Raw genomic sequence first — 26,847 nt, forward strand, 5'->3', positions numbered from 1 at the left:
TGCTTAAATCCGTTTCATCGGCGGCTTGGCAGTTCATTTTTCGCCAGGCATTTGCCCAACAAGCGCAAGGCGAACATCAATACCTTCAACTTGGAAGTGCGGCACAATGTAAGTGCTCACGCGGTAATAACCTGGGTTACCTGGGATCTCAGATACCGTTACTTTTGCGTCTTTGAGCGGGTGTGTTGCAATTAACGACTCATCTGGGTTATTCATCTTCGTTACCAACGCACCTAGCCAATCGTTTAGCTGCTGCTCTAGCTCATGACGAGGTTTACTCGAACCAATATTTTCACGCTGCAATACTTTTAAGTAGTGAGCAATACGCGATACTAAGAAGATATAAGGTAAACGCGAGTTAATACGGGCGTTTGCAGTTGCTTCAGCTGTTTCAAGTACTTGCGGTTTCTGGGCACTATTTGCCGAGAAGAAACACGCAAAGTCAGAGTTTTTGTAATAGCTAAGAGGAATAAAGCCTTGGTTAGCAAACTCAAGCTCTTTGGTCTCTGAGATAAGCACTTCTGTAGGGATTTTAGTTTCAGAGCCCTTACCAGCTTCAAATGAATGCAAAGGTAGATTTTCAACTTTACCACCTGATTGCGGGCCGCGAATATTCACCGACCAGCCATTATCATGGAAACTACGAATAATATTGGCAGCAAATGCAAATGTTGCATTACCCCATAAATAGCGCTCGTGGTGCTGACTGTTCACATCTTCTTGGTAGTTAAAGTTACGAATTGGGTTTGTTTCACCATACGGTAAACGTAGTAAGAAACGCGGGAAAGCAAGACCAATATAACGAGAGTCTTCTGACTCGCGGAAGTTTTTCCAACGTAAGAATTCAGCACGCTCCATATAAGAGCCAATATCTTGAATTTTAGATACTTCGTCTAATGACTCTTTTAAGAAGAACTTAGGACCTACGCTGCCCATAAATGGACAATGGGCCGCTGCCGAAACGCGCGAGATTTCTTGGAGTAGTGAAACGTCTGGCGCTGAGCAATCAAACTCAAAGTTAGACACCATAGTCGATACAGGTTCGCCACCAGGGGTATCATAATCTGATGTGTAAACATGCTTATATAACGCTGATTGTGTTGTATCTGGCGCTTCTTCAAAATCATCACGCAATGTTTCTTTATCAACATCGAGCATTTCAATTTTAATATTCGCGTTATTTGGCGTGCGGTTAATTAAATAACGCAGTGAACGCCACGCTGATTCTACTTTTTGAAAATCAGGGTGATGTAAAATTTGATCCAACTGCTGCGAAATAATGGTGTCTACTTTTGCAATATAATCATCAAGCAACAGCTTATCGATGCGAGTTACCGCTTCGCCACTGGTACCCGCCATATCTAAAAAGACATTAATAGCGGCAGTAAGGCGCTCATTCGCACGTGTTTCTGCTAGATTACCTGCATCTCTAAATGTATCTAACTTGATTTCATCGCCTACAGGGGCAATATCAACCATGTTACATAAGTTTTCATAAGTTGATAATGGCGCTTGCTCTACCGTGTGAGCAGCTACATTTAATTGTTCTTGCATTGACATAGCGGCGTCCTTATTCCGTCACAGGTTGTTTTTCGTCTTCAGAAGCAAGCGGCGCTATTTCATCTAGCTTCGCTTTTAGCTCATCAAGTTCTGGTTGGTTTTGTAAAACACGTTCCAACTCTTTTCTAAGTGATGAGTTATCAAGAAGGTTTGACTTCAAGTCACGTAACAAATTACGCATTGCCATCATTTTGTTTAATTCAGGCACCTGTGCAGCAACCTGCTCTGGATCAAACGATTTAAATGAATCAAACTGCAAATTAACATTGATATCACCGTCGCCTTTAATCTTATTTGCCACCTGAAAGTTCGCTTTTGGCGCGATATCTTTCAGTACTTGCTCAATGTTATTTTTATTGATCGTCACGCGTTCGCGCTCAGCAAGTTCTTGGCTATTCTGACCATTAGAATAGTCACCAATAACCAGCATTTTTAAAGGCAATTCGCTTTTTTGTGATGCCCCATCAGTATCAAGCTCTAACGATATGTTGATCCGAGCTCGTGGGATCTCTTTTTGAAATGTATCTGTCATGTTTCTTCCTTTGCAGTTTGTTTGTCTAACGACTAAATTCCAATTAGGCGTGTTACACCCACGCTATTGCTTGAGCCGGGTTTGTAACCATCATTCGCTGACTAATTTGCTTAGCAGCTAAACTCATGTCATCACTCTCTGTCTGAGACAAATTGGCGTAACATTGCTTGGCGAAACGCCATACTTCCATGCAAAACTGTTGTTGCCACTTCGCTAATTGATAAGTTTCAATTTGCTCGAGTAATTCGGTTAAAATTGCCAATGCGTGCTCATAATGTTCTGCTTTAAGTAACAACTTAGCTTTAAGCAATTGACTTTGAGCTTGGTCGAATCCAGTTGGCGTACTTAATTGTGCAACCAAGCTAAGGGCTGCACTTAACTGCCCTTTTGCAACTTGCTCGCTTAAGGCTATGTAATGCTCGTCAAATGGATTTGCTTGCACTTGAGTTGTTTCATTTTGCGAAGCATGTGAATTGGCAATGTCTAATAACGCTTCTTTGTTCTGTGGGCTGCATAACCCCGAACCATCGTCATATTTTAAATTGGTTAATAACGGAAATTGACTGACTAAAGAGACTAGCTGTTGCTCTAACCACTGTACTAATTTTGCTTTATTTAGCTGTTTCAGCGCTGACAAAGTAAGCATTTGCAGATTCAAATTAAACTGCATAGCGCCTTCCATAAACAAACCCTCAGCAAGTAACAATGCTTGCTCTGCTTGTTCAGTTGCCAGTGCGTTTTCAATGGGGGCGAAGGCAGCCGCACGCGGTGCTGGCAGTCTTGTTTTGCCATTTTCATTGGCAGGTAACGCTAATCCAGACCAACGTGCTGCACGCGAGAGCTTTAACACCCGTTCAATGTTGTTTTGTTCTTTATCAAAATTAAGCAGCTCACGAATTGCTGCTAGGTAAGCACTATCGCTGGCAATGTCAGCCACTTTAGGTGCAGTGGTCACTGGTTTTGCCTGAACAACTTGTTGCGCTACGGGCTCAGTCGTTGGCTCGCTGACCACCGTCGCCTGGTGTGTTTCAGGCTCTGCTTTAGCTTCTGGTTCAGGCTTAGCGACAGGATTGCGAATTACTTGCTCTTTTACCCACTCATTCAGAGTTGATAAAGGCCCTGAGTCAGCATCAAGTACAGGCACTGAAACCTGATTATATTCAGCTAACACAGTCTCTAATTCAGCCCATTGCTCAGGGCTAGATGATTGAGCTTGGGCGATTCCTTTTAAGCGTTCTTGCTGCTGTAAAAACCACGTGTTAACCGCACAACGCATACGTGCTTTTAAAGGATGAACCTGTTCACTAAACTGGCTTAATAGTTGATTAAACAGTTTTAAAGAATGAGTTAAACCCACCACGCCAAACTCACTGGTAGCCGCAAGGCACAAGTAGCTCACTATACGTAAATCTTTACTTTGGTTTTGCAAAAGATCGGTGGCTTGAATAAACATGACTTTAAAATCAACTTCGCCCACACCTGATGATGAAGCTTTAAGTGCTTTAAAGGTTTCTTCGTATTTTAGATCTTCACCACACGCAAGCCCCGAAAGTGGCTTACTAAGCTCTTCAAGCCACAGCTCCCAGCTGTTATGGGTATGCGGATTAACTACACTCATGCTTTGCACCACCTTCTGAGCGCATCGTAAACACTCACATTGTCCATATCAGCAAAATTAAGGCTGTATTCGCTCGGCACTTTGTCTAGTGACAGATTTACTAAATCAATAATGTCTTTTGACTTATCCTCAGCAAGCCACACTGAACCAAAATAAGAGGCCGGTACAGGGCGGCAAAACACCGTTAGGCTCGGTTGTGAGCTTTCATTTCCTAGCTGGTAAAAGAACCAAGGTTGCCAATTATGATCGGCAACGATCGAAGCAATTAAATGTAGCCAAAAACCTGCAACTAGGGCACTTTCGTGACTAAAGTGTGGCATGGGTAGACGAATACCAAATTGTGTACGTAGGCAACCTCTATTCGCAATCGACTTTAATACCGCTGAAAGCTCTTCAATTAAAACCGCTCGGTGATGAATGTCGTTGATCCCTAAATGCTGCCAAACCACACTCATCGGAATACTGCGTAATTTATCAAGCTCTTGATTTAGATTTGGCTGCTGCTTTAATGCATCAGCCACTTTACTATACGATTTAGCTTGCTCAGCCATCGCATCAATTGAATGTGCTTCAACGATGCGCTGATTAACCCCTAATAGGTGCTCAATAACATGACTTGCATATAAAAATAGAAAAGCAGGGTGACGTTTGTAAGTCTCAAGTCCGCTATGGATAAACGAACTAAACGGGTAAAAACGACCACTGCTATCAGTGCTTGGCTGTAAAACACCTAACAAACTACTGTCGTCACTATTACCAGATACAAAAAATAACGAAGAAACACCATTTAATGCAGTTGTTTTACCGCCAATAACACCTCGGTTTATATGCGCGAAACCTTCTTGCAACCAATGGTCTAGTGCTACTGATTCCCTAGAAGATATATTTAACTTTACAAAGTCAGGCCTAACAGGTGTTTTACCCATGTACCCATAGGTAAACTGCTTAACCAGCGTTGGCGACTTTTTCTTGGTGAACAAATTAAACATACTTGCCCCTATTGAACCGAGGCTCTACTTGCTTGCGCAAGTTGTGGCTTAGGTGCAAACAACGAATTAGGCAATGCAAAAGAGGTCAACATGTACTTTGAAAAAATACCGCTATTGCGACCAGACTTTAATGAGAACTGGACTGTTAAACTTTGCTCTGATTTATCAACTAATTCCCAGGTAGCAAGAAACTCTGTACCCTTAATCCATTTCACATTTGCTTCGTTAAGTACTTTTAATAAAGCCCATGGACCATCTTGCTCAATAGTGACTCTTCGTCCGGCGTTATCTAAACCATACAAAATAGCTTTTTCTGCTGCGCCTCTTCCTGGCCATGAGAAATTACGCCACTCTTCCGGTTCATTTCTATAACGATAACCTTGCTCAGAGAAACCTAAATACGTTTCGCGAATGCCTTTTTGTGGAACAGGCATCATTTGGAAGTTAAAACCAGCCGCGTCTGAGCCGTTCAAGAATAAAGAGCGTGTTACTTTATTTGCTTTTGTTAAACCGTCTAATAACTCTTGATTAAAGCCAATCCCCACACCGTTCCATTGCTTTTCTTCCCATACACCTCGGCGTACTTTCATGAAAGGTTTAAGTTGGCTATTAATAAAGTTCCAAAGCACCCCAGTTTCACTATTTAAGAACTCAGAAACATCGGCAATAGCAGCATCAGGGCCAGTCAAATTGAATGGGTACTTGCCAGCAATGCTGTTGCTATACATGGTATAAACTTGGTTTTCCCACTCTTCATTTAACTGGCTACGTGCTTTTGCCATGATACTTGCAATACCTGACTGCAATGGCGCTTTGAATAGCACGTCAAGCGTGTCTTTTGTTTCTGGGTCTAGCGCTCGAGTTTGGCTTTCTATAATGATCCAAGACGATTGCAATGCATTATCTTGGCTATTTCCAGACAATAAGTCTTGTACAAACACCATTGCTTGCGCATCATCTTCATTGCTAGCAGCCATCGCTTTTATATCTGAGTGAATGCTGCTCAAAGAACTAATGTACTGACTCATATAATCAGACATCTGCTTATCTTCATCATGCTGCGAGAAGCGACGCAAGTCAGCAAAACGCGTTTCAAGTTCAGGGGCTCTAACAGTACTAACTTGAGAAAAATCAGGGCGCTCTGCAACTTGTTTTGCTAACTTTCCTTTGGCCACTTTTTTAGCCGCCGTATCTGTTGCACCAGAAAGAATGGTCGCTATTTTGTCGTTGTTTGCACTTACAGCAGATGGTTTATCTGCAACAACGATGTTGTCATTCACCAACGTCATCAGATCAATGAGTGGTCCATCAGTAGACGAAAGGCGAGCAAAATTAATACTGGCATCATTTAAATCTCTAAAAGTAGGCACTTTTATACTGTTCAAAAACGCAAACCATGTATTGCCATAGTCTTTAAAGTAATAACTACGCATTGCTTTTGCCAGTGCATCAGCTTGGGCTTCATCAACGGCATTTTGACCGCTTTCATTACTTGTGCCCATTACCCAATCACCAGAGAATACCAGTCGAGAAATACGTTTAATTTCTGGATAAACATATTCTTGCCAACCTGCATTGGTATACACATAAGGAATACTAAAGTTGCTTTTCAGTACATCGCGATTTTTCGCAGCCATAAACTGTTTAAGCTGAATCGCTTTTTTACGCTCAGCAAAGCTACTAATAATTTGTTGATATAGAGGTTCGGCTTCTGGTTGTGTGTTCAGGCTATTTCTTGCATTCAGTACAGCCGTTTCATTATTTTGCCAAAATAAAATTTCACCTGGGTTTTCTAGATCTGTGCTTATGTTCGCTAAATATAAATCAACTAAATCGTTTAATTGTGAGATGATCGGTGAGTCAGCTTGAGCATCAATCTCAATGTTAAAGTGCTGGCTAATAAAACTAAGTAGCTGCTGCTTGGCAAACTCATCGTCTTTGTGTTCAGGGTGAGCACTTAACATCAGATGTAATTTCAAAGCATCATAATATGCCTGACGACTTGCTGCGCGAGCATCGGCATCATCTGCTGACCAAATAGCTTCAAACTCTTTCAGCTGCGCAAGCGTTTGCTTTTCTGCAGGAAGGGTGATCAACTGATTTAATTGATTAAACAAAACCTGCGAAACACTAGTTAGGGTTTCGTCACCCTCGTAAATGCCAAAAATGAAATACCATGGCAACTGCTTTTCATAATTGTTAAGCGATTGATAATGTTCAAATAAATCAAGCGTAGCTGCAAGTTTTTGCTCATCTTTTGCTTTATTTACATTCGCTTCTACAATCGCTTTTACACGGGCTTCACCTTGATTCAACAACAACTGGTTACTAGTATATGAAGTAATGAGTAATGCTGTCACGGCGGCAATACTTGCCAAACCTGAAGTCACTGTTAAACCTTTTAACCAGCGGCCAACCAAGCGCTTTTTGCGGTTACCACGAGTTAGGTCTTGCAACTTGAAAATCACATCATTAAAAACACGATTGATAAAGTAGCTTTGCGTAATGCTTTCTTGTTTTTGCTCAACAACGACAGCACCAAATTGATCCCTTACCCCATTCGTAATACGTTCAATTGGTGTGCCCTCTTGCGTGCCAGAGGTAAAATATACACCAGCAAACCAAGGAACCTCTTGATACGGATTGGCTTTAAATAACAAGTTTACAAACTCAGTCAACTTTGTTGATGCTGACTTAAATTGATTAGGGAAATCTAAAATTAACTGCTTACGGTGTTCATTACGTTCGCGGGCAACCTTGCTCAAACGTTGCTCACAAAGGCGTTGGTATAACTCCTCCATGCGCACTTCAAACATTTCAGCCGGATCATTTTGTTGATCTTCACTAATATCTAGTAAATAAGCACCAAACACTTGCTCACGTTCTTTTTCTGTTAAGTCATTAAAAAATGGCTCAAAGCCGCTGATCAAGTCTGTTTTAGTAAAGGTTATATAAACCGGGAAGATCACCCCAAGTTGAGTAATAAGCTCTTCAATACGCTCACGAACTAATTTTACGTGTTGACGAATTTCTTCACTGTCTGAGGTTAAAACATCTGCAACACTAATCGCGACCATCACACCATTAATAGGCAGTTTAGGACGATATTTTTTGAGCAAGCTTAAAAAAGATAACCACTCTTTGTTTTCAGATTGCTCTGTTGTGTAACGCCCTGCGGTATCGATCAGAATTGCTTGATCTGAAAACCACCAGTCACAGTTACGCGTGCCACCAAAACCTTGGATGTGCAGTTCATTTGAATTTGAGTATGGAAAATGCAGGCCAGAGTTAGCAAATAATGTACTCTTCCCAGTGGCTGAAGGACCAATGATCATATACCAAGGTAGTGCATACAAAGCTGTATTACCACGGTATCCTGCGCCAAGATGGGAAGCTTTTAACGAGCTTAATGCTTCTTGCATCTTTTCTTTTATTTCATCAAGTTCAGCACTTGAACCCGCATTATGGCTCGCAAGTTCAGAGGCTAGCTTATCGCCCGAACGCTTTGTCCATAACCAACGGATAAAAATAAAAACGATAAAAACAGCTGTTACCGCAGCCATCGCGATAAGCTTTTTATCTGTCGTGTCTAAACCAACGATTCGACCAGCAAACCAAATAATACTGAGCACAGCAATTAAGCCAATTAACTGCCCTGTTGCTCTTGATGACACTAAGCCCAGTAAAAAGTGCACTAGGCCGCTTTTGTTCACTCTTCCTTGCATTACTTTTCCTATCGAGTCTCGTTGGTTTTACTTAATTGCGTAAGTACTTCTACTTGATTATCTATACGTTGGCTGCTCTGAGTTGCTTGCTTGTTAATAACAAAATGAAAACCAGCAAAAAGCGAAACAATCGATGCCAAGCAAATTGATAAAATCACCCAATAAGGAATGTTTCGGCCTACCTTCATTGCAAACCCTTCAAGTGGCGCGCCATTATCAGATAGTTGCCCTCGTGGAGTACCGCGTACATCTTCTATTTGCGCACGTACATCAACAATTAAGGCTTTAAGTTGCTCAATTCCTTTCACTTTGTAGATACCCTCAAAGCCAAGTTGCAAACAAATGTAATACACTTCTAATGCTGCAAACTTTGGCTCACCTCCGGTACGAAGTTTTGCTAATCGCTCAAAAAACTCTTCACCCGCTCGATTATTACCAAAAAACTCAAGCTGTAAGGGTCTCGACATCCAATCCATTCGAAAATGCGCGCCAGAGCTCATTACAAATTCATCACACATTGCAGTCAGGGCAAACTTAACTTCCTGCATAACACTGGTTGTTACTTGCTGGGTATAACAATTACGTTCAAACTCATCAAAACTCGTAAGTAACTGCTCTCGAAAATCGTTTAGTTCAAGATCTGTCGATTGCTTTAACTTTAAAGGCGCAAGCGCGTTTATCACTGGCGCAATACAGGCGATTAAATCAAGTTCGTTTTTTGCTTCTTGCATTGTCTTGCGTCCTAATTTCTTGCCACTGTAACGATTTCGACTTGAGCCGCTTGTAAGCCAAATGGAATAAATAAACTAAGCGATTGCTCTTCGATAATTTGCTGCCAAATAAAACCATGAGCCTCTAAACGAAAGTATTCATAGCCACTTTTGATAGCTAGTTTATTAGGTGGTCGCTGACAATGTGTTAACTGCACGCCCGCAAGAGCCGATGCAATCATAATTTCGAGCTTTTCAGTGGCGCCAACTTTGACCTGATCACTAAACGTATCAATCCACTTGGTATCTTCAGATTCAAAGTAAACGGCCAAGTAGAAGTCGTTATTATCAAAAATGGCAGAATCAATGGTGGCAACCTGATAAATGGCGTTCGATACTTTCTCAAGTTTAAGACCTGCCATTTTCTTAGGAACAACACCCTCAAGTAATTTACTCAATAAAATATCTAAGGTGCCGAAGACATGAGTCAATTGCTTATGCTGATAAGGCGGGATTTGACTTACTAAATCACTGTGCTCGAACATCGACACAGAGCTAATTAAGTCAACAAGCTCGCAATATAATCGCTCTGGATGAACAAGTTGCAAGCTTTTTAAATGGTCTAAGCGTTTTGCTGATGGTGCCATTGCATTTAACAGCAAAAAGCTGTTCATTTCGTTAGGTCCAAAATCAGTAACTGAACCAAAGTTCTTTCTGCGACCAAGCAACACGTTCACTTTTGCATTTACCAAGTTCGCCGTTCTATTAAGCAACTCGGTTAAATAAAACGAGGCCTGTATCGTTAATAATGGCGGCACAAACTCTTTGCTGACTTTAAACGAGCCGTCTTCAGCGCGCATAATTTTGATACAAGCAAGCGTATCAAAATACGTTTTTACATCATTATCTGTCAGCAAAATATAGTTAGGTTGTGCAATTAGCACTTCACGGTTTCTTGCTGCATCGTGGTGATCACTAAACTCAATGTAATCTGCTTGATAGGCACTGAGTTGGCCACTAGTTGCATAACCTTCAATGTCGCTGACAACTTTATTTGCAGCAATCGCTAAATACACAGTGACTTCATCTGTATCGGCAGCTAATTCAAGCTTTAGTTCTTCGTGATGTTGACGATCAAACTCAAGTAAACGCCCATTTTCAAGAATCGCTTTAAAGCTGATCACCTTTAAAATACCGCGAGCGAGTGCTGATTCATCAATAGTGAGGTGGTGCAAACCAAAGGCCAATGGCGAAATCAAGCCTTGTCTAACAATCTGATTTTGCTCATGGTAGTCATCAAATAACTGAAAATGCTGCTGTGCTAGCAACACGCCTTCAGCCCATACAGGTTTCATTGGCCCTTTAATGTTCATTACTCAGCCTCGTCTTCATCTGGTAATTGAACTTCGTTGTTTGTAATCAATACATCTAACGATGTAGATAATTTAACGGGCCCGTCACCGAGCGGGTAGAACGTTTTCCATTTATCACCTTGGCGATCTCTAAAAAGGGCGACAATGGCAACAAAACGCGCATTTTCTGCTTGTTCAAATTCTATTTTTGTTTTCTCAGCGGGGTTAATTGTTTTTTCTTCTACGGTGATCAACGTATTTGACAGAACTGACTTATCTGATTTCCACAAATCTTCAAACGTAGCTGTTTTAAAGCTCTGTATATCCGAAAGTTGATACACTCTGAGTACCACAGGCAAAGCTTCATCAAATTGGTTCAAATTAAGATTATCTGTCGCAGTGATATCTAGCTCTACATTTGTACTCATACATGCTGTTAAAGACATAAACAAAGTAATTAGCACTGCCTTTTTAATTGCAAAACGCATTCAAAACCCCATTGATTTATTAGATTAATTAATTTTTACAAAGAACTTCTTCGTAAACAGGACAGATTACTCGATTAAATCGCATTGATGCGCAATCGGACCATTTATGACTATTGAATATTTTAGGAAAAATACCTGAACGTTTATTTTCTTGATTATCAACAGCCAGAGACTTAATAACCACATCATCTACAGAAGATATTATTTTTGTATTTAGTACAATCAACTCATCAATATAAGCACTAATATCTTCTTTAATTAAAATGATTTTACCTTCATTTTTAGGTGGACTATTCAGGAAAAAGAAAAACTGATCGATCACCGACGCTGAAAACACTCGATGTGCTGGAATACCGGTCTGATCAAGTAAGGAAGAGATACTTTTAGTAAGAGACCAAGCCAAAAAATAAAAGTTATCGACTTGATTTATAAATAATTTTTTATCCATAAAATCATCCTTGATTAACCAAAAAAAGTACAAAGCCATGTCATACTTTTGGTACATTAGTCCTTAAAACGGGGGCATAATACAAACATCCTTTCAAAAAAGTCAACTCAATACAGCTCAAAAATAAAACTAATTTAGAATTAATATAAAAACTAATAAAAACGTATTAATTGGAATTTAATGGCATTATGAACAAAATTATGACGCAATTATTACGATTACAATTATTCTATTGAATATTGATTAATAAGTGTGTATTTTCCCCTTTCTTGCTACAAGACTTAGTTAAAAAAGGACAAGGATGTGTCTAATTCTCGACTATTAATTGATGTAAATAACATAACCCTAAATGTCACTCAGGTAGATGGAATTGAGCAATTAAATCAAGGGTTTGAGTTTATTATCATTGGTGAATCCAGCCAGCAAATTCTTTTAGAGCATCTGCTTTTACAAAGCGCATTAATTACATTCGTTAATAAAGATAATTTTTTTCGCCACCTAGCAGGGATCATTTTTGAGTGTGACAATTTAGGTACATTCAAAGGTAAATATCGATATAAAATAGTTATTAAAGATAGATTGAGCACATTAAAAAACATTACAAATAGTAAGGTTTTTATTGGCGTTAATTTAAAAGATGTTATTTTTTATTTAGCAGGCCAAGCTGGCTACTCTCCAGGGCAAATTGATTTTCGTGTCGGCTCGTCACTACCAGCGCTTCCACAGTGTGTGCAAGCAATGGAAACAAACTGGCATTTTCTACAACGCTTACTAACCCAATTCGGTTTGTTTACTTGGTTCGAAACAAAAAATAACATTGAACTGTTAGTGATCAGTGATAGCAACTTAAACAGCCCATATTTGCAGCGCGGTGTTGTATCAGTCAAAAACTCGGCCGGTATGAATAACGATGAAAATACCGCTTATGTTGGCTTTTTTAACAGCCAAGTACATCACTCTATTTACAATGATCGCACTGACTGCGTGGCCCATGGACAATATTTAAAGGTCGCAAGTAACAGTCAATCTTACTTTGAACCATGCGCATCAACACCCAGTGCCGCCTCATTACAAGCGCAAGATTTCAGTAACGCGTTAGCCTCTCTTAATAAAACAACGCAACTAGTGGGTAATGTATGTGATTTATTTGCGGGTAGCTCAGTTGCAATTGACGATCAAACCGGCACGGGCAGTAGTGCTGATTTACTGTGTGTTAGTGTGTATCACAGCAGTGAACAACCTAATGACGAAAATAGTCACCAAGGTTTAACACGCTATAGTTGTAAAGCCCAATTTATCGAACGTGGTACGCCTTTTAAAGCCAAACCTTTGCCACATCAAGCCAAACCTATGGTATTTCCGGCTAAGGTAGAGTCTTTAACGACTTCTAGTTTCATTGATGATTTAGGTTGCTACCGTGTGCGAACTGATTTTGACACAACGGCAAGGCCAATTGCGCAATCAAGCCAAGCAATTCAGCAACTTGCTTTATACGCATGTCAAAACCAACCTCAGGCCACTGGCTGGCACTTCCCCCTTGTTGGTGGTTCTGAGGTACTTATTGGCTGTATAAATAACGACCCTAACAACACGTTTTTAATGGGTTTTGCGATGAATGAATCGCAGCCAAGTGTTGTCACCGCTGCAAATAATACGCAAAACAGGCTGGTCAGTGCGTCGCAAAACGAGCTGCAGTTTGATGATGACAAGCAAGCACCTAAAATCATTTTACAAACTTTAGCCAGTGAGCACTATCTTGAGCTCAATGCCAAAAAATCAGGCCGCCAATTTATAGAATGGATAAGCCAGCTCGGCACCATTAACTTACATGCAGGTAAAGACCTCTGCCTAACAACTGAGAACGACAACATTCAGTTTGTGATTAAAAATAATCAGTTTATTGATGTTAAAAACAATGTTTCGCTCAGCACTCAAAACCGCGATATCAACATGCAAAGTGCAGGTAGCCAAGCATGGCAAGGAAAAAACACTCTTATTGAATCTCGTCAAGCACTGTCGATGGTCAGTGGTCGCGCAGTTAAAGCCTTTGCGCAAAGCGATATTCAGCTTAAAACTAGCTCAAGTGACTTAACTATTTCGGCCCCCAATGGCTCAACATTTTTACAAACCAACCAGTCAATCGCGATTACAGGCTCAGGCCGTGGTGATTTAATTCTCCATAACGAAGGCGGCGAAATTAAACTCGACAGTCAAGGAAATGTTGAGATTATTGCCACCGATGTACTCACCCTCGATGGCACATTTATAAATTTTGATGGCCCCGTTGATTACGATATTGAAAGCCCAAGTACAGCGAGTGCACAAAGCCTTAATGTGAGTCGTGCGCCTGCTATTTCATCATTTGATTTGGCTGATAGCTCACTCGATTCTACTACACTATGCACACTAGACTTAAGCTATTGCTACCTAGATGGCAGTGCTGAAGACAATATTCGTTACTCGCTTATCGATAGCCTTGGCCATGAGCACACCGGCTCACTCAGTAATGGCAAAGCGCAACTAGCCAACGTGCCGCAAGGTCAAAGTCAGGTTCGTTTTATTGCTTCATCTGATGACGACGAACAGCGATTAGTTGCACTGCGTAATGAGTTTAAGCAGACCCTAGAAGCAATGCTAAATGAAGTTCGACAAAAAGCGGCCATTGAAGATGCCTTGTTTGAACAAGAAAGCCTATTTAACCAATACATGATAGAGCTAGGTGCAAATGCCACTGGTTTTTATCAAGGTGCAAAGTCACTTATTGAGGGCGTAGCAGACCTGATCGTACTCGGTATTGATATTAATATAAGTGTGTACTCTGCTTGCTTTAGAATTATAGAAGCCATTGCTCGCGGTGATAAAGAAGCCGTTAAATATGAGCTAGAAACAATTGTTTCTTTCTCACAAAAATCAGCCCAATCACTTACTCAAGCATGTGAGTTACTTTACATTCTACTTGATGATGAACAAACCCGCTTGGCGCTAGCGCGTTTCCCTTACGAGTATATTGATGCCCACTCACACGTAGAGCAAGAACGATTAACAGGTATTTTGGCATTTGAGGTCGTATTAGCACTGCTCACAGGTGGCGTGGGTGCGGCCGCTTCACTGGCAAGTAAATCACGGTATTTAGCAAAAGCAAATAAAGCACTGACTCAGATTGCCGAAATTGTTAAACGCAGGCAGCTAAATAAACAGTTATCACACGCTGTGACGGCTGAACATCCGACTGTTTCAGCCAAAATAACCAAACCAGATACACAGTTACAGCCAAGTAAAAACCACGCTGTGGCGACGCATGTATCAGCAAAAGACCATGCTGAATATTTATTACTCACTGAATTATCTGACGATATGCGCGGCAATTACCGCGCATATACCAACGGTGAAGGTAAAGTCATTATTAGCCGCCTTGATGGCAAAAAGCCCCCTAAATTACGTTACGAAAATGGTAATTTAGTACCCGTGTCGGACCAAATAAATGTGTTTAACAAAATAGCGCAAAAATTAAAGATAAATCATGCTAATTTAAGTGACAACGTTAAACAGCGACTCAAACAGTTTGAAGCTGCACGCAATCAAGCTGTCGCCAAGCGTGATGCCGCACTTCTTGCCGGAAACGCCACTGCATTAAAAGAAGCGCAAAGTGCCATGCGCTTAGCCAGTGAAGCGCTGGGCGAAGAAGCCGCGCGCATTTATGTGAAACAAAATTACCCAGATGCCACACCACTGGCAAGCAAACTCCCCGGCAAAGGCAAACAAGGCCAATTTGACCAAGTGTATATAACAGAAGACGGTAAAGTATTAATTATCGAAGCCAAAGGCGGTAATGCCAGTTGGGGTAGTCGTGTAGCAGGAGAAGAAAGAGCCCAGCAAGGCTCTGAAAAGTATATGAATTCGATAATTGAAAACTACACATCTAAACTTGATACATTAACAAAAGACCCACGCTACATAGCAGGCGATGAAGATTTTGTGAAAGAGGTTGAGGGCATTCAAGATATGCTGGATGAGATTGAAATAGCGACTAAAAGCCAACAAATTGAGTACGTAGGCATACAACAAAAAGCCAATGACGCCGGGCTTGTTGATGTTATTGACGTATCGATTTTTGATATAGGATTTTAAGGAATAAGTTAAATGATTGAGAGCCATTACAGCTTTGCACAAGTAAGCTACGACCGAACCATAAAGTTATATAGTAGATTAAGAGAAAATGAAATAGCAATGATACAGAAAAACCCTGGTTATCAAATGCACACTCGCTTAAAAACAAACTTAATCGACACATTCCCCATGGAAGCGATTCAAAACCCTAATAGCTACCATGCTTGGCTCTATGTTATTCGCGCTTCGCAATTAGGCCATGGCATATTTCAAAGCAATGCCCATGACGGCCAACCTTTCCCTTTCTTTTACGATGATGAATATTTAGAAGTGACTGGTAAACGCGACCCTGAACATGCTGAGCACCCTGTGTGGCTCCTTGCTTTGTACAGCAGTATTATTGCCCGTAACCATGATGCCATCGCTTACTTAACGGCTATCGATAACGATGTGTTTAAAACATCTAATTATGGTAATCAACTTAAACCCTTTGATTATGCATTAGCCAATTTACTTAAAGGGTTATTTAACCCTAGTGCCGATTTAGCCAACTTGATTGAGCAAGCATACCTAACTTGTAATCCAGATGATTATGTCGAAGATGAAGCATACCTCTATGCAAGCCGTTTGAAGTGGCCACTTATCCCGGTGATCACCGCCATATTCACTGATAACGGTGAGCAAGAATATAATCAAGCCATGGAAAAAGCCTTGCTGGCCCATAAAGAATATTACAGTGACGAAGAGCGTATAGGTAGTAGACGAGGAGGTTTAGCTATCCCCCTTATTGCCCTAGCCATCATCGCTAAAGACGTAAAAGCCTATAAGCTCACAGTTGAAAATGGCTACATTCCAGCATGGTTAATTGATGTAACACCACCAACAGAGCCAAATTAATAAACGACAGTAACCGCTCTTTAACAACATGGATGTTGGCAGCAAAGCATGAAACCCATGCTTTGCTGCCGCTAATACTAATCATATTAATTATGTATCAAAAGCCTATGACGCTGGGCTTATCGAAGTTATTGACGTATCGATTTTTGATATAGGATTTTAAGGAATAAATAAAATGATTGAGAGCCATTACAGCTTTGCACAAGTAAGCTACGACCGAACCATAAAGCTATATAATAGATTGCAAGTCGATGAAATTGAAATGATACAGAAAAACCCTGGGTATCAAATGCACTTTAGCTTTAATACAAACTTAATCAACACATTCCCCATGGAAGCGATTCAAAACCCTAATAGCTACCATGCTTGGCTCTATGTTATTCGCGCTTCGCAATTAGGACATGGTATTTTCCAAAGCAATGCCCATGACGGCCAACCTTTCCCTTTCTTTTACGATGATGAATATTTAGAAGTAACTGGTAAACGCGACCCTGAACATGCTGAGCACCCCGTGTGGCTACTTGCTTTGTACAGCAGTATTATTGCCCGTAACCATGATGCCATCGCTTACTTAACGGCCATCGACAATGATGTGTTTAAAACAGCTAATTATGGTAATCAACTGAGACCCTTTGATTATGCACTGTCTGACTTACTCAAAGGGTTATTTAACCCTAGTGCCGACTTAGCCCCTTTAATCGAGCAAGCCTATATCACCTGTAACTCAGATGATTACGTTGATGATGAAGCATACCTCTATGTAAGTCGTTTAGAATGGCCGCTCATTCCTATTATTACCGCCATTTTCACTGAAAACGGCGAGCAAGAATATAATCAAGCCATGGAAAAAGCCTTGCTGGCCCATAAAGAATATTACAGTGACGAAGAGCGTATAGGTAGTAGACGAGGAGGTTTAGCTATCCCCCTTATTGCCCTAGCCATCATCGCTAAAGACGTAAAAGCCTATAAGCTCACAGTTGAAAATGGCTACATTCCAGCATGGTTAATTGATGTAACACCACCAACAGAGCCAAATTAATAAACGACAGTAACCGCTCTTTAACAACATGGATGTTGGCAATATAACTATGACTAATACAGAGAAATTCCGTTAGTTAAACAGTTTATTCAAAGGAGCAGACTATTGTGCAGTTGAAACATTTAATTTTGAGAGAAAGCTGATCAACTTAGAACAGTTTGGTGATGCTATCACAATCACACCTGTTACCACTCCCATTAAAGGAGGCATTTAAATGACTAAACAATTTTTCCCCTCACTAAAAGAAATAAAAGACCCAGAGAATCCACCAAAAGGGATAAAACATCTAATTACAATTGAAGATTCATTAAATTATCCTGGCCGTTATCACTCCTTTTACAATCAAAACGGATACTTATCAGTTATCCTTCATTGGATGATTTCACCAAAAGGTCAAGCCCCGTTTTTAGCTACTAGGCAATTTGATGCACCACTATCAATTTTACCTTGGTTTGTTAAAAAATTTGAGTTTTTCACCAAAATGCCCAACGCAGGTGGATTACCTCATGGCACAATAAGTACTGATGACCTCGTGGAAGGTGAAGATATCGGTATTACAAGACTAATAGGGAGGCTAAATGAACGAGGCGATCAGGGATATAGCCTATCAAACTATTCACGGAAAGACCATGAGACAACAAATTATCAAATATTGAATATCTCTGATAGCTATTTCTTTCATGGTGGATTTTTTGACACATGGAAAGAGCTTGCCAATAAATACGAAAACGGCACTTTATAGCAACAACGCTAAGGACAGCACATGACAACCAACTCACAAATACCACAGCAACTAGGTCAATATCTATATCAACAAATTAACGATGACTGGTCGAAAGCGATGTTAATTTTAGATTGCCAGCACGATGAAGTCATTACATGCCAGGCCTTTTATGAAAAAGAGGCCGATGAAACTCAGCACCCTATTGCCGTTTCTGACCGCATTATTGATTTATTTAAAACACTGTTTGATTCTGCAATACAAAATCAACCAGAAAATTGGCAACGTGCGATTTTTAATCTCACTCGGCAGGGAAAATTCAGCATAGCTTTTGACAAAGAAAATAATGATAAAAACCAATAAACATTACTTTAAAATCCACAATAAAAATAATAAGTAAAAATCATTAATTAATAACATTGATGAAACTATAATTTGAACCTTATTAGGATACATACTAAAATAGCTAAAATTTATTATTGATGATAAATATGAAAGTCACGGAAGACGAATAATAGCTGCCCCCTCTATTGTTATTCCTTGATTCTTCATGATTTTTCAAACTATAAGCGGTTTCGTTTATTGTGAACTATTAAATGGAGTATTTATGAAAAAGTTAAGCGCATTATTTGCCTTATTGGTTTTAGCAGGTTGTTCATCAAGCCATGATGTTGAGCCGCAACCTGAGCCTATTGCAGAAGTAACGCCTGAAGTGGTTGTAGATGAATCGGTTATTTCATTAACGGTGGTCACAACACCTGATGATGCGCGTGTTCGTATTATGAATATTAAACCTGTTTATGAAGATGGTATCGAACTTGATGAAGGTAAGTACGACATTGAAGTAACAAAGCCAGGTTACTTAACTTACCGCAAATGGGTTGTTGTTGATAAGAAAACAATTCTAACGATTGAGCTTGATAGTATTGAATCAATTCAAGCTGCTCAATAAGTGGTTTTCACAAAAAAGGAAAGCTGTTGCTTTCCTTTTTTGATCTTCTTTTAAATTAACTGCAAATAATACAGTGACGACAGTGCACTGCCATTAACAATAATTGTTAACCAAAGTACGGCAATAAAACTGCGTTTTTTTGATTTGTGTCTTAACCATTGCTGCGCAATTAATGAACCTGGCCAGCCGCCGATTAACCCTAAAATATGCAGTGTACGCTCAGGTACTCTTATCACATGCTCGCCATGTTGCATCGCTAAACGTTTATCCCAGCCATATACCAAAAAGCTTATTAAGCTCGCTACGCTGTAAGTGCCTGCAATAAAGTAGGTAATATTAAGTTGCCACGATACCAGCCATAGCAGCGCTAGAAACAACAATGAAAATGTAATTAATGTTTTCTTAATCAAAGAATTATCACCTATACTCTGCAAAACAAATTAATTTTATCGGGACGCTATTATGGCATACCTAAAATCACTTTTACTATCAATCTGCTTATGTTCGCTTTCTGTTATGGCTGCAGATCAACAACTTGATGACAAGCTAAAAGTGTTTGAGCCTTATTTAGGCACGTGGCAGTCAGACTTTAATGTCGCAGCAGGTAAGCCTGCCGTGCAAGATGTGAGTAGCTGGCAACGCGCGCTCAATGGCACGGCGATTAAAACCATACACTCTATCAATGAAGGTGAATATGGTGGTGAGTCGATGATTTTTTGGGACAATAAAAAGCAGTCTTTGGTGTTTTATTACTTCACTACGGCAGGTTTTTATACCCAAGGCACTATGAATGTACTTAGCCCTACTCAATTTGTTGCTTATGAAAATGTAACGGGTAATAAAGAAGGGATCACTAAGGTGAAATCGACAAGCGAGTTTAAAAACAACAGCTTTGTAGTGTCGACCTCTTACCTTAAAAAAGGTCAATGGACAAAACCCGATACCCGAACTTACACCCGCAGCGAAAAAACAGTTAAGTTTAAATAAAAGCTTTAAAAAAGGGTAAGGCGTTTATCACCTTACCCTTATATATTAATGTCTAAAGTCTGCCATTAATGCTGGGATCCCTGGCAACATACCCACCATTGCCATCACGCTTGTTAAAATAACAAACATTACTAATGGAATGATCCAGCGGCTCATTGGGGTTAGTTCAGAGCTTCGTTCTTTACAACCAATTAAGCCCAAATTGTCGAGCAACATAGTTAATGACCAGCCAAATGCAGGATTCACTAAAGTCGATGAAAACACCACAATAGCAGCCGATTGCGTAGTTTTACCTTCGCGAGTCATTTCCATACCCGCTTCTAGAAGCGGGATAAACACACCAACTATTAGCGCGACGCATAACACGGGTTGCCAAATAGCTAAATCCATTGGGTAGCCCCAAATACTGGCAATAATACAAAATAATGCCGTTAACACCGCTCCGGCAGGAATTGGGCGTTTAGCGATGGCTGCTGGCACGATGTAGGTTCCCCATGACGAGGTAAAGTTAGAGCCGCCTAACAAAGAACCAAACGTTTGGCGGATTGAAGCACTGAACATGGTATCGTCAATGTTCATTTGTACTTTTTCTGTGCGTTCTGGGTAACTAATTTTTTGGAATACTTGATGCCCTAAAAAGTCAGGTGACCACATGGCAACCGCAAGCACCGCGAATGGCAATACCACAACAAAGCTCTCTAGGGTCGGTAAACCCAGCATCCAACCGGTATTTTCACCCCACCAATACATTGGGTTCATATTTGGTAAACCCGGCGCTGTTTTAAACTCAAACGGTGCACCCAGTAAAAATGCGATTAAACCACCAAGTAAGCAACTTAAAGGCACAGCTAACCAACGTTTTTTGAAGTGCTCAAGTAAGGCATATAACACGATAGTCGACAAGATCACAATGAAAGCGATATGGGTCATATCAATGCCTTCAGCCCATGCAAATAGCTTTTTAACCTGCGAAATCGTGCCAATAAAACCAAGGTAAAGCAGTAAACCGCCACACACGCCTCGGCTGGTTAACCCCGCCAGTAAACTCCCGCCTTTACTAAGCGCCAGTAATAGACCAAACGCCCCTATCAGTAAACCGAAGGCCATTGGGTGACCACCCGCAGCAACTACAATCGGGATCAAAGGAATAAGCGGGCCATGCGTACCCGCTAAGTTTGCTGTTGGTAAAAAGAAGCCTGAAAATAATAAAATGAAGATCGATACAATTAACAGCTCATAGCGCACGTTTTCTAGAATAAAGCCTTCACCTAAGCCCAATGGCGCTGCAAATGTTGCAGCAATTGCACCCACCATGACCACCTTGCCTATGGTCCCTGCCATGGCAGGGATAGAGTCTTCTAATTCAAACCGATAATCACGAAATGGTAAGTTAGGACTCCAGCGCTTAGGCTGCATAATTTGTAATTCGTGTTCAAGGTATTCGTCACGACTCGAAAATTCACTGCTGGGTTTATGAAGAGCTTGATAGCTTTGCTGGTCGGTATGAGTATCCGATCCTTGTTCAGCAGGCGTTATTGACGCTGATTGCTGCCTCGTATTCATGAGTTCTCCTACTGCCTATCTTGAAAAATTGTGTGAGTTTTTATTTTCCAGTTAGGGTAAAGCAGCCAGATACAAAACACGATTAGGCAAAAGGTCGGGTATGAATTTAAAAAATAGGTGTTTTTAATAAGTTGAGAGTATCAGAAACAAATTTAATACATTGATATTTATAACTTTACTGATTTTAAACGCTTTTAAAGTGTAAGCTAAAGATTGTTTTTTAAGCACATTAACTATTAGTCTAATAAATTGTATGAATAGCAAACAGTGTTATAAAAACTACTTTTAAATTAACTGAATTTGCCTAATTCCTAACTACTAATATACTAATTTATTAGTAGTTTGATTAATGCTAACTCGCCAGTCGGTGGCTTTCTTACATAAGCGCATAAAGGGATGTATGAACACACAGCTCAAGCCTTGGCAATTTAATATCATTGTTTGCTCTGTTTATCTGCTGTTTGGCTTGTTTACCATGCAAGTGTTAAAAACACTAGCAGTATGGCCTCCAGCAGGAGTCGCATTGGCAGGCTTGATGTTATTTGGTCGTAAAGCCTGGTTGGGCGTTGCATCAGGCACCTGTTTAGTTGTGTTTTGTTATTTTTATCTCAGCGGCTTGAATCCATTCACGTTTAAACACATAGCAATAAATGCCGCGACAACCACAGGTAATACTCTCGCTGCTTTAACAGCATTTTGGCTAATTAACCGAAAACTTAAACAACACACGCTGCTGACGAGCGTTACCAGTTTAGCCAGAGTGTTTATTGTTGCTTGCATAGCGATTGGTGTGATTTCTGCACTTTTCGGTGTGGGCATATACTCACTAGTTGGTATCGAGTGGTTTAATGGCTTGTATGTAGGCATCTTAAATTGGAGTATTAGCAATGCCTTAGCGGCAATTGTGTTCACCCCTGCCCTTTACTTTTTATGGCGAAATTGGCCGCATACAGTCACTTCTAGTGAATTTTCTAAACTTCTGTTGCTTACTCTGACGGTGGTTTTGTTGTGTTATTTTATTTTTGGCCCCGCATACACAACCATGACATTACCATTTTTACAACCTGCATTACTGCTGTTTCCGCTGCTTTATGCCGCTACGCGGTTATCACCAACTGCCACCAGTTGCATGAATATGTTGGTGTTTTTTGCAGCTTGGGTCGGAAGTAATCAAGGCTGGGGGTATTTTTATTATCATCATCCTAAAACAGCAGAAGTGACCATGCAGTTTTTCTTTTTATTTACTCTTTCAGCGATATTACTTATTCAAGCCGTGTTTATTCAGCGCAAGAAAGAGCAACAAAAACTAACCACCATGCTCGAACAAAAAGTAGAAGAGCGAACCTATGAGCTAGAACGTGCTAAGCATGAGGCATTAGCCTTATCTGTAACAGATCATTTAACACAACTTTATAATCGCCGCGGCTTCTTCGAAAAGGTTAATCAGCAGTTTGCAAAATATCATGACGTGCAATGTACCTGCTCTCTGTTACTGCTAGATTTAGACCAATTTAAAGGTATAAACGATAAATTTGGCCACGCTACTGGCGATGAGGTAATACGAACCACTGCACATAAGCTCATCCAACATAGCAGATCATCAGATATTGCGGGTCGCATTGGTGGAGAAGAATTTGTCTTATTTTTACCTATGGCAAATAACCACACGGCATTTGCTATCGCAGAAAGGATCAGAGCCGATATCGAACAGCAAGACATCATCGCCGACAACAAACACGTTAAATTCACCGTGAGTATTGGTGTTAGCACCTTACAAGCAAGCGATCAGCACATAGAATCGATGTTAAAACGCGCCGATAAAGCATTATACCAAGCCAAAAACCAAGGCCGTAATCAAGCGCAGTGTAGTTAGATTCAGTTACGAGTTACGAGTTACGAGAGTAAAGATACGAGGTACGAGAGTAAAGATACGAGATGCGAGGGGCGAGCATGTAGCAGTGATTTTACATCGCGTTTTATTCTCGTATGCCCTTACCTCACCCATGTCGCGGCATAAAGCCGCTGCTACCTGTAGGCGTCACACTTGCTTGGCGCGCGAAACAAGGTATTAGTTACGAGTTGCGAGAGTAAAGATACGAGTTACGAGAGTAAAGATACGAGTTACGAGAGTAAAGATACGAGGTACGAGCATGAGCCTAAGATTCCTTGCACTATACGACTAGAAATTAATTAACGGCTCTGTTAAAAATACACTGACTATAGAAGAAAACGAGCTATAAGCCCGTTAAGTTTAATGGAATTACTATCCTTGTGAGGTTCAAATGGAAATTGAAGTAACCAGACCAAAACAATATCATGATAAAATTAGAGATTACACTTTATGGGCCGACTCTAAAAAAATCGGCAAAATCAAACCCAACTCTTTAACCAACTACACAATACCTGATGACACTAAATTTATCTGGTTCTCCATTGATTGGTGCTCTAGCCCTAAACTTTCTGTCAAAGATATTCAATCAAATAAAGTAACTGTTTCGAACACTATGAGCAGTCACTTACTATCGGGTCTATTTTTACCCATCTATTACGTTACTTTTGGTAAAAATAAATATCTAACAATTACGAGCGATGCATAACCACCCTTAATCGATTTTCAGTTCCGATTTCTTCATCGCATAGCGATATTTTTACCCTTAGTCGCGGCATAAAGCCGCTGCTACCTTGTAGGCGTCACGCTTGCTTGGCGCGCGAAACAAGGTATTAGGTACGAGTTACGAGAGTAAAGTTACGAGAATCGAGGAACGAGTCTGTAGCAGCGATTTTACATCGCGTTTTTCTCGAACCTCGCACCTAGCACCTAGCGCCTAGCTCCTAACGCCTAGCTCCTAACGCCTAGCTCCTAGAGCCTAGAGCCTAGAGCCTAGCACCTAGCGCCTAGCGCCTAGCTCCCAGAGCCTAACGCCTAGCAACTTAAAGTTATTTCGTCTTCAACTTATTCAACTCATCATCTTGTTGTGCAACGAGTGCATTGAGGGTTTGGCTACCGTCTCCGGCTTGGGTAGATAGCTCAGCTAGTTGCGATGCGGCATCTGAAATTAACGTCAGGTTGCGGTTTATCTCTTCTGTGACTGAGCTTTGCTCTTCTGCAGCCGTTGCAATGTGAGTAATTTGCTGCGTGATTTCATCCACTTTGACGACAACTTCGTGTAATGCATCAAATGCAACGGAGGTTTCATCTACCGCGGTTTGTGCACGCACAACACCTTGCTCAATGACCTTAGAAGCGTTGCCTACTTCTAGCTGTAAGCTGTCGATTAGGCCGCTGATGTCATCGGTTGATGAACGTGTTTTTGAAGCGAGAGCCCTTACTTCATCTGCTACTACCGCAAAGCCACGGCCTTGTTCACCGGCCCTTGCCGCTTCAATTGCTGCATTCAGTGCAAGTAAGTTTGTTTGCTCTGCAATTGTTCTGATCACATCTAAAATTTGTGTAATGTCGTTACTACGTGCCGCGACTTTTTCAACCGCTTGATTGGCCTCTTTGATTTCATCCGACATGGTTTTAACTTGGGTAACCGCAGACGACAAGCTCGATTCACTACTCACCACAAGGCTGTTTATTTCATCGGCTTGTTGTGCTGACTGCTCTGAGGCTCTTGCTACTTCGAGTGCTGTCGCGCTCATTTCATTCATGGCGGTTACTACGCTCTCAATTTCTTGGAACTGAGCTTGAACGTTGTGTTTAGTATCAACAGCAACACTAGTCGCTAAGTGAGCCTGCTCTTTGGTTTGCGTTGATACATTTTTAAGCTCACCAATTAAATCGCGCAATTTAGCAAGAAATGCATTAAAGCCTGTTGCCAATGCGATTAGCTCAGCGTGAGTATCAACATGCAAGGTTTGAGTTAAATCACCTTCAGCACTGGCAAGGTTATCAACGCGCTGTTGAATTTGCTGTAGTGGTGCCACAATTGTGCGGATCACTAAGGTCATGATCACAAAGGCGGCACCAGCAATAATAATACCCGTTACCAAGATTAAACCGCCTAGTGTATTGGCATTTTCGCTCATGCTATTAGCCAGTGCATGCGGCCCTTCAAGGGCAAGCTCAGCGGGTACTTCAATCAATAAGTTCCACTGTGTTTTTGCAAGCTTTATGGTAATTGGGTAGTTAACTAAATACTCATCACCGACTTTAAATACACCACTTTGTTTTTTCGCTTTTACGTAATTGTCTAAAGTGCTTTTGGCCACCGCCTCTTTTAACGGTCTGCCTAACTTATCTTTGTAATGGCTACTACCAACCACTAAATCGAGTGAGCTTAATAAGGTGACGCGTGCTTTACCGTTGTACAGCTCTTTTGAGAGTTTTTCGGTCATGCTTTGAAACACTGGCAGGGTTAAATCAACCCCAGCAACACCAATAAATTCGTTATCACGAAGAATGGGCACGGTTAAAGAGGTCATCATTTCAGAGTAACCAGGGGTGATTTCGTATAAGTAGGGCTCCATTATACAAGGCACTTTGGTATCTTTTACACACAAGTACCACTCAGCTTCCCGCTGGCCAAATTCATTGAGCGTATCGACATACTTCTCAGCCGCATCGTCAACCACCTGTTGTTCAATGGCACCATCTCGATTGCGTGTGAAATAAATTTCGAGTGTGCCAACACCTGCTACAGAGTGGTCATAACCACTGATGAAATTTGCATCACGTCCATCAAATGCATTTGCTTCAAATTGCGAATAAATAGATGAAAGAATTGTATTTTTTTTAAGTAACGAGCGATTTACTTCAACCACAGCATCACGTGTTAGGGTCGTTGCAGCATCATGATCGCCTAAGATAGCGGCAAATGAGTAAGGTACTCGGTACGCTTCGTTAATAAACCCAGCTACTTGTTCACCATATGCGGCGGCATTTGAGGCGAGTTTGTCTTCAACTTCAGCAACAATCAACTTTTCTGATTGCGCAGCTAATTGCTGGTTACTGTTTGACAGTTGCCACCATAAAACACTTGATAAAACAAACACAGTAATAAAAATACTGCCTACCGTAAGCCATAATAGCTTTTTCGCTAATGCTAACTGCCGCATCGACATTTCCTGTTTTTATTGTAGGTTTGCTAATAGTTTAGACCATTTGCATGACTTCACAGGGACAATTAGAAAAAAAAGTATGAAGTTTTAGTGTG

Annotated in this window: 21 protein-coding genes; 9 read left to right on the plus strand and 12 right to left on the minus strand. The window is 40.8% G+C overall.

Going from position 1 to position 26,847, the window contains the following annotated elements:
• Positions 1-33: 33 nt before the first annotated feature.
• From tssC to C2M33_RS02895, 9 genes are read right to left on the minus strand one after another with little or no spacing between them, the layout of a single operon-like run.
• Complete coding sequence (gene tssC / locus C2M33_RS02855; RefSeq protein ID WP_063704429.1) at positions 34-1,560, minus strand: type VI secretion system contractile sheath large subunit; 1,527 nt, start codon at positions 1,558-1,560, stop codon at positions 34-36.
• Positions 1,561-1,570: 10 nt separating this feature from the next.
• Entirely contained in the window at positions 1,571-2,092 is a 522-nt protein-coding gene (tssB, locus tag C2M33_RS02860; RefSeq protein ID WP_054554071.1) for a type VI secretion system contractile sheath small subunit, read from the minus strand.
• A 52-nt stretch (positions 2,093-2,144) separates the two neighbouring features.
• Positions 2,145-3,710 carry a TssA family type VI secretion system protein gene (locus C2M33_RS02865; RefSeq protein WP_105173652.1) on the minus strand — a complete coding sequence of 522 codons (1,566 nt, stop codon included), beginning with the start codon at positions 3,708-3,710 and terminating at the stop codon, positions 2,145-2,147.
• Entirely contained in the window at positions 3,707-4,699 is a 993-nt protein-coding gene (tagF, locus tag C2M33_RS02870) for a type VI secretion system-associated protein TagF (RefSeq protein WP_055197346.1), read from the minus strand. The genes C2M33_RS02865 and tagF overlap by 4 nt, the downstream gene beginning before the upstream one ends.
• Positions 4,700-4,707: 8 nt before the next feature.
• Positions 4,708-8,424, minus strand: coding sequence for a type VI secretion system membrane subunit TssM (gene tssM, locus C2M33_RS02875; protein ID WP_063704425.1), 3,717 nt, complete (start codon positions 8,422-8,424; stop codon positions 4,708-4,710).
• 8 nt (positions 8,425-8,432) lie between these two features.
• Positions 8,433-9,155 carry a type IVB secretion system protein IcmH/DotU gene (icmH, locus tag C2M33_RS02880; RefSeq protein ID WP_054554075.1) on the minus strand — a complete coding sequence of 241 codons (723 nt, stop codon included), beginning with the start codon at positions 9,153-9,155 and terminating at the stop codon, positions 8,433-8,435.
• Between the two features lie 11 nt (positions 9,156-9,166).
• Positions 9,167-10,507, minus strand: coding sequence for a type VI secretion system baseplate subunit TssK (gene tssK, locus C2M33_RS02885; RefSeq protein ID WP_063704423.1), 1,341 nt, complete (start codon positions 10,505-10,507; stop codon positions 9,167-9,169).
• On the minus strand, positions 10,507-10,974 hold the full coding sequence (gene tssJ / locus C2M33_RS02890) for a type VI secretion system lipoprotein TssJ (RefSeq protein WP_082389302.1): 468 nt from the start codon (positions 10,972-10,974) through the stop codon (positions 10,507-10,509). The genes tssK and tssJ overlap by 1 nt, the downstream gene beginning before the upstream one ends.
• A gap of 28 nt (positions 10,975-11,002) precedes the next feature.
• Positions 11,003-11,422 (minus strand): hypothetical protein, encoded by a 420-nt coding sequence (locus C2M33_RS02895; RefSeq protein WP_055197462.1) that lies wholly within the window; start codon positions 11,420-11,422, stop codon positions 11,003-11,005.
• Between the two features lie 303 nt (positions 11,423-11,725).
• Here C2M33_RS02895 and C2M33_RS02900 point away from each other — a divergent pair, with 303 nt between their 5' ends.
• From C2M33_RS02900 to C2M33_RS02925, 6 genes are all read left to right on the plus strand, one after another.
• The gene (locus C2M33_RS02900) at positions 11,726-15,550 is read left to right on the plus strand and encodes a contractile injection system protein, VgrG/Pvc8 family (protein ID WP_105173653.1); all 3,825 of its coding nucleotides are present in this window, start codon (positions 11,726-11,728) and stop codon (positions 15,548-15,550) included.
• Between the two features lie 99 nt (positions 15,551-15,649).
• On the plus strand, positions 15,650-16,426 hold the full coding sequence (locus C2M33_RS02905; protein WP_233999082.1) for an immunity 49 family protein: 777 nt from the start codon (positions 15,650-15,652) through the stop codon (positions 16,424-16,426).
• A 175-nt stretch (positions 16,427-16,601) separates the two neighbouring features.
• On the plus strand, positions 16,602-17,465 hold the full coding sequence (locus tag C2M33_RS02910; RefSeq protein ID WP_105173655.1) for an immunity 49 family protein: 864 nt from the start codon (positions 16,602-16,604) through the stop codon (positions 17,463-17,465).
• Between the two features lie 214 nt (positions 17,466-17,679).
• Positions 17,680-18,207: a hypothetical protein gene (locus C2M33_RS02915; protein ID WP_105173656.1), complete on the plus strand. Its 528-nt coding sequence runs from the start codon at positions 17,680-17,682 to the stop codon at positions 18,205-18,207.
• 21 nt (positions 18,208-18,228) lie between these two features.
• Complete coding sequence (locus C2M33_RS02920; RefSeq protein ID WP_105173657.1) at positions 18,229-18,549, plus strand: immunity protein YezG family protein; 321 nt, start codon at positions 18,229-18,231, stop codon at positions 18,547-18,549.
• Between the two features lie 244 nt (positions 18,550-18,793).
• The gene (locus C2M33_RS02925; protein WP_055197357.1) at positions 18,794-19,138 is read left to right on the plus strand and encodes a PEGA domain-containing protein; all 345 of its coding nucleotides are present in this window, start codon (positions 18,794-18,796) and stop codon (positions 19,136-19,138) included.
• 50 nt (positions 19,139-19,188) lie between these two features.
• Here the strand turns inward: C2M33_RS02925 and C2M33_RS02930 are convergent, their stop codons facing one another.
• Positions 19,189-19,548, minus strand: coding sequence for a DUF1294 domain-containing protein (locus C2M33_RS02930; RefSeq protein ID WP_063704408.1), 360 nt, complete (start codon positions 19,546-19,548; stop codon positions 19,189-19,191).
• A gap of 52 nt (positions 19,549-19,600) precedes the next feature.
• On the opposite strand from C2M33_RS02930, the gene C2M33_RS02935 reads away from it, so the two are divergent.
• Positions 19,601-20,125 (plus strand): hypothetical protein, encoded by a 525-nt coding sequence (locus C2M33_RS02935; RefSeq protein WP_063704405.1) that lies wholly within the window; start codon positions 19,601-19,603, stop codon positions 20,123-20,125.
• Between the two features lie 45 nt (positions 20,126-20,170).
• Here the strand turns inward: C2M33_RS02935 and C2M33_RS02940 are convergent, their stop codons facing one another.
• The gene (locus C2M33_RS02940) at positions 20,171-21,688 is read right to left on the minus strand and encodes a DUF3360 family protein (protein WP_105173658.1); all 1,518 of its coding nucleotides are present in this window, start codon (positions 21,686-21,688) and stop codon (positions 20,171-20,173) included.
• 400 nt (positions 21,689-22,088) lie between these two features.
• On the opposite strand from C2M33_RS02940, the gene C2M33_RS02945 reads away from it, so the two are divergent.
• A complete protein-coding gene (locus tag C2M33_RS02945; RefSeq protein WP_063704401.1) occupies positions 22,089-23,561 on the plus strand; it encodes a sensor domain-containing diguanylate cyclase in 1,473 nt (490 codons plus the stop codon).
• A 409-nt stretch (positions 23,562-23,970) separates the two neighbouring features.
• Positions 23,971-24,285 carry a hypothetical protein gene (locus tag C2M33_RS02950; RefSeq protein ID WP_105173659.1) on the plus strand — a complete coding sequence of 105 codons (315 nt, stop codon included), beginning with the start codon at positions 23,971-23,973 and terminating at the stop codon, positions 24,283-24,285.
• 340 nt (positions 24,286-24,625) lie between these two features.
• Here C2M33_RS02950 and C2M33_RS02955 read toward each other — a convergent pair whose 3' ends face one another.
• Positions 24,626-26,749 (minus strand): methyl-accepting chemotaxis protein, encoded by a 2,124-nt coding sequence (locus tag C2M33_RS02955; RefSeq protein WP_063704397.1) that lies wholly within the window; start codon positions 26,747-26,749, stop codon positions 24,626-24,628.
• Between the last annotated feature and the right edge of the window lie 98 nt (positions 26,750-26,847).

It is taken from the genome of Pseudoalteromonas sp. T1lg122, from assembly GCF_002964825.1.
In the GTDB taxonomy this organism is placed as follows: domain Bacteria; phylum Pseudomonadota; class Gammaproteobacteria; order Enterobacterales; family Alteromonadaceae; genus Pseudoalteromonas; species Pseudoalteromonas gelatinilytica.

Bases quoted from the DNA above. Each gene is read 5' to 3' on its own strand.
- tssC (WP_063704429.1), bottom strand. From the start codon at position 1,560: ATGTCAATGCAAGAACAATTAAATGTAGCTGCTCACACGGTAGAGCAA.
- tssB (WP_054554071.1), bottom strand. From the start codon at position 2,092: ATGACAGATACATTTCAAAAAGAGATCCCACGAGCTCGGATCAACATA.
- C2M33_RS02865 (WP_105173652.1), bottom strand. From the start codon at position 3,710: ATGAGTGTAGTTAATCCGCATACCCATAACAGCTGGGAGCTGTGGCTT.
- tagF (WP_055197346.1), bottom strand. From the start codon at position 4,699: ATGTTTAATTTGTTCACCAAGAAAAAGTCGCCAACGCTGGTTAAGCAG.
- tssM (WP_063704425.1), bottom strand. From the start codon at position 8,424: ATGCAAGGAAGAGTGAACAAAAGCGGCCTAGTGCACTTTTTACTGGGC.
- icmH (WP_054554075.1), bottom strand. From the start codon at position 9,155: ATGCAAGAAGCAAAAAACGAACTTGATTTAATCGCCTGTATTGCGCCA.
- tssK (WP_063704423.1), bottom strand. From the start codon at position 10,507: ATGAACATTAAAGGGCCAATGAAACCTGTATGGGCTGAAGGCGTGTTG.
- tssJ (WP_082389302.1), bottom strand. From the start codon at position 10,974: ATGCGTTTTGCAATTAAAAAGGCAGTGCTAATTACTTTGTTTATGTCT.
- C2M33_RS02895 (WP_055197462.1), bottom strand. From the start codon at position 11,422: ATGGATAAAAAATTATTTATAAATCAAGTCGATAACTTTTATTTTTTG.
- C2M33_RS02905 (WP_233999082.1), top strand. From the start codon at position 15,650: ATGATACAGAAAAACCCTGGTTATCAAATGCACACTCGCTTAAAAACA.
- C2M33_RS02910 (WP_105173655.1), top strand. From the start codon at position 16,602: ATGATTGAGAGCCATTACAGCTTTGCACAAGTAAGCTACGACCGAACC.
- C2M33_RS02915 (WP_105173656.1), top strand. From the start codon at position 17,680: ATGACTAAACAATTTTTCCCCTCACTAAAAGAAATAAAAGACCCAGAG.
- C2M33_RS02920 (WP_105173657.1), top strand. From the start codon at position 18,229: ATGACAACCAACTCACAAATACCACAGCAACTAGGTCAATATCTATAT.
- C2M33_RS02925 (WP_055197357.1), top strand. From the start codon at position 18,794: ATGAAAAAGTTAAGCGCATTATTTGCCTTATTGGTTTTAGCAGGTTGT.
- C2M33_RS02935 (WP_063704405.1), top strand. From the start codon at position 19,601: ATGGCATACCTAAAATCACTTTTACTATCAATCTGCTTATGTTCGCTT.
- C2M33_RS02940 (WP_105173658.1), bottom strand. From the start codon at position 21,688: ATGAATACGAGGCAGCAATCAGCGTCAATAACGCCTGCTGAACAAGGA.
- C2M33_RS02945 (WP_063704401.1), top strand. From the start codon at position 22,089: ATGAACACACAGCTCAAGCCTTGGCAATTTAATATCATTGTTTGCTCT.
- C2M33_RS02950 (WP_105173659.1), top strand. From the start codon at position 23,971: ATGGAAATTGAAGTAACCAGACCAAAACAATATCATGATAAAATTAGA.
- C2M33_RS02955 (WP_063704397.1), bottom strand. From the start codon at position 26,749: ATGCGGCAGTTAGCATTAGCGAAAAAGCTATTATGGCTTACGGTAGGC.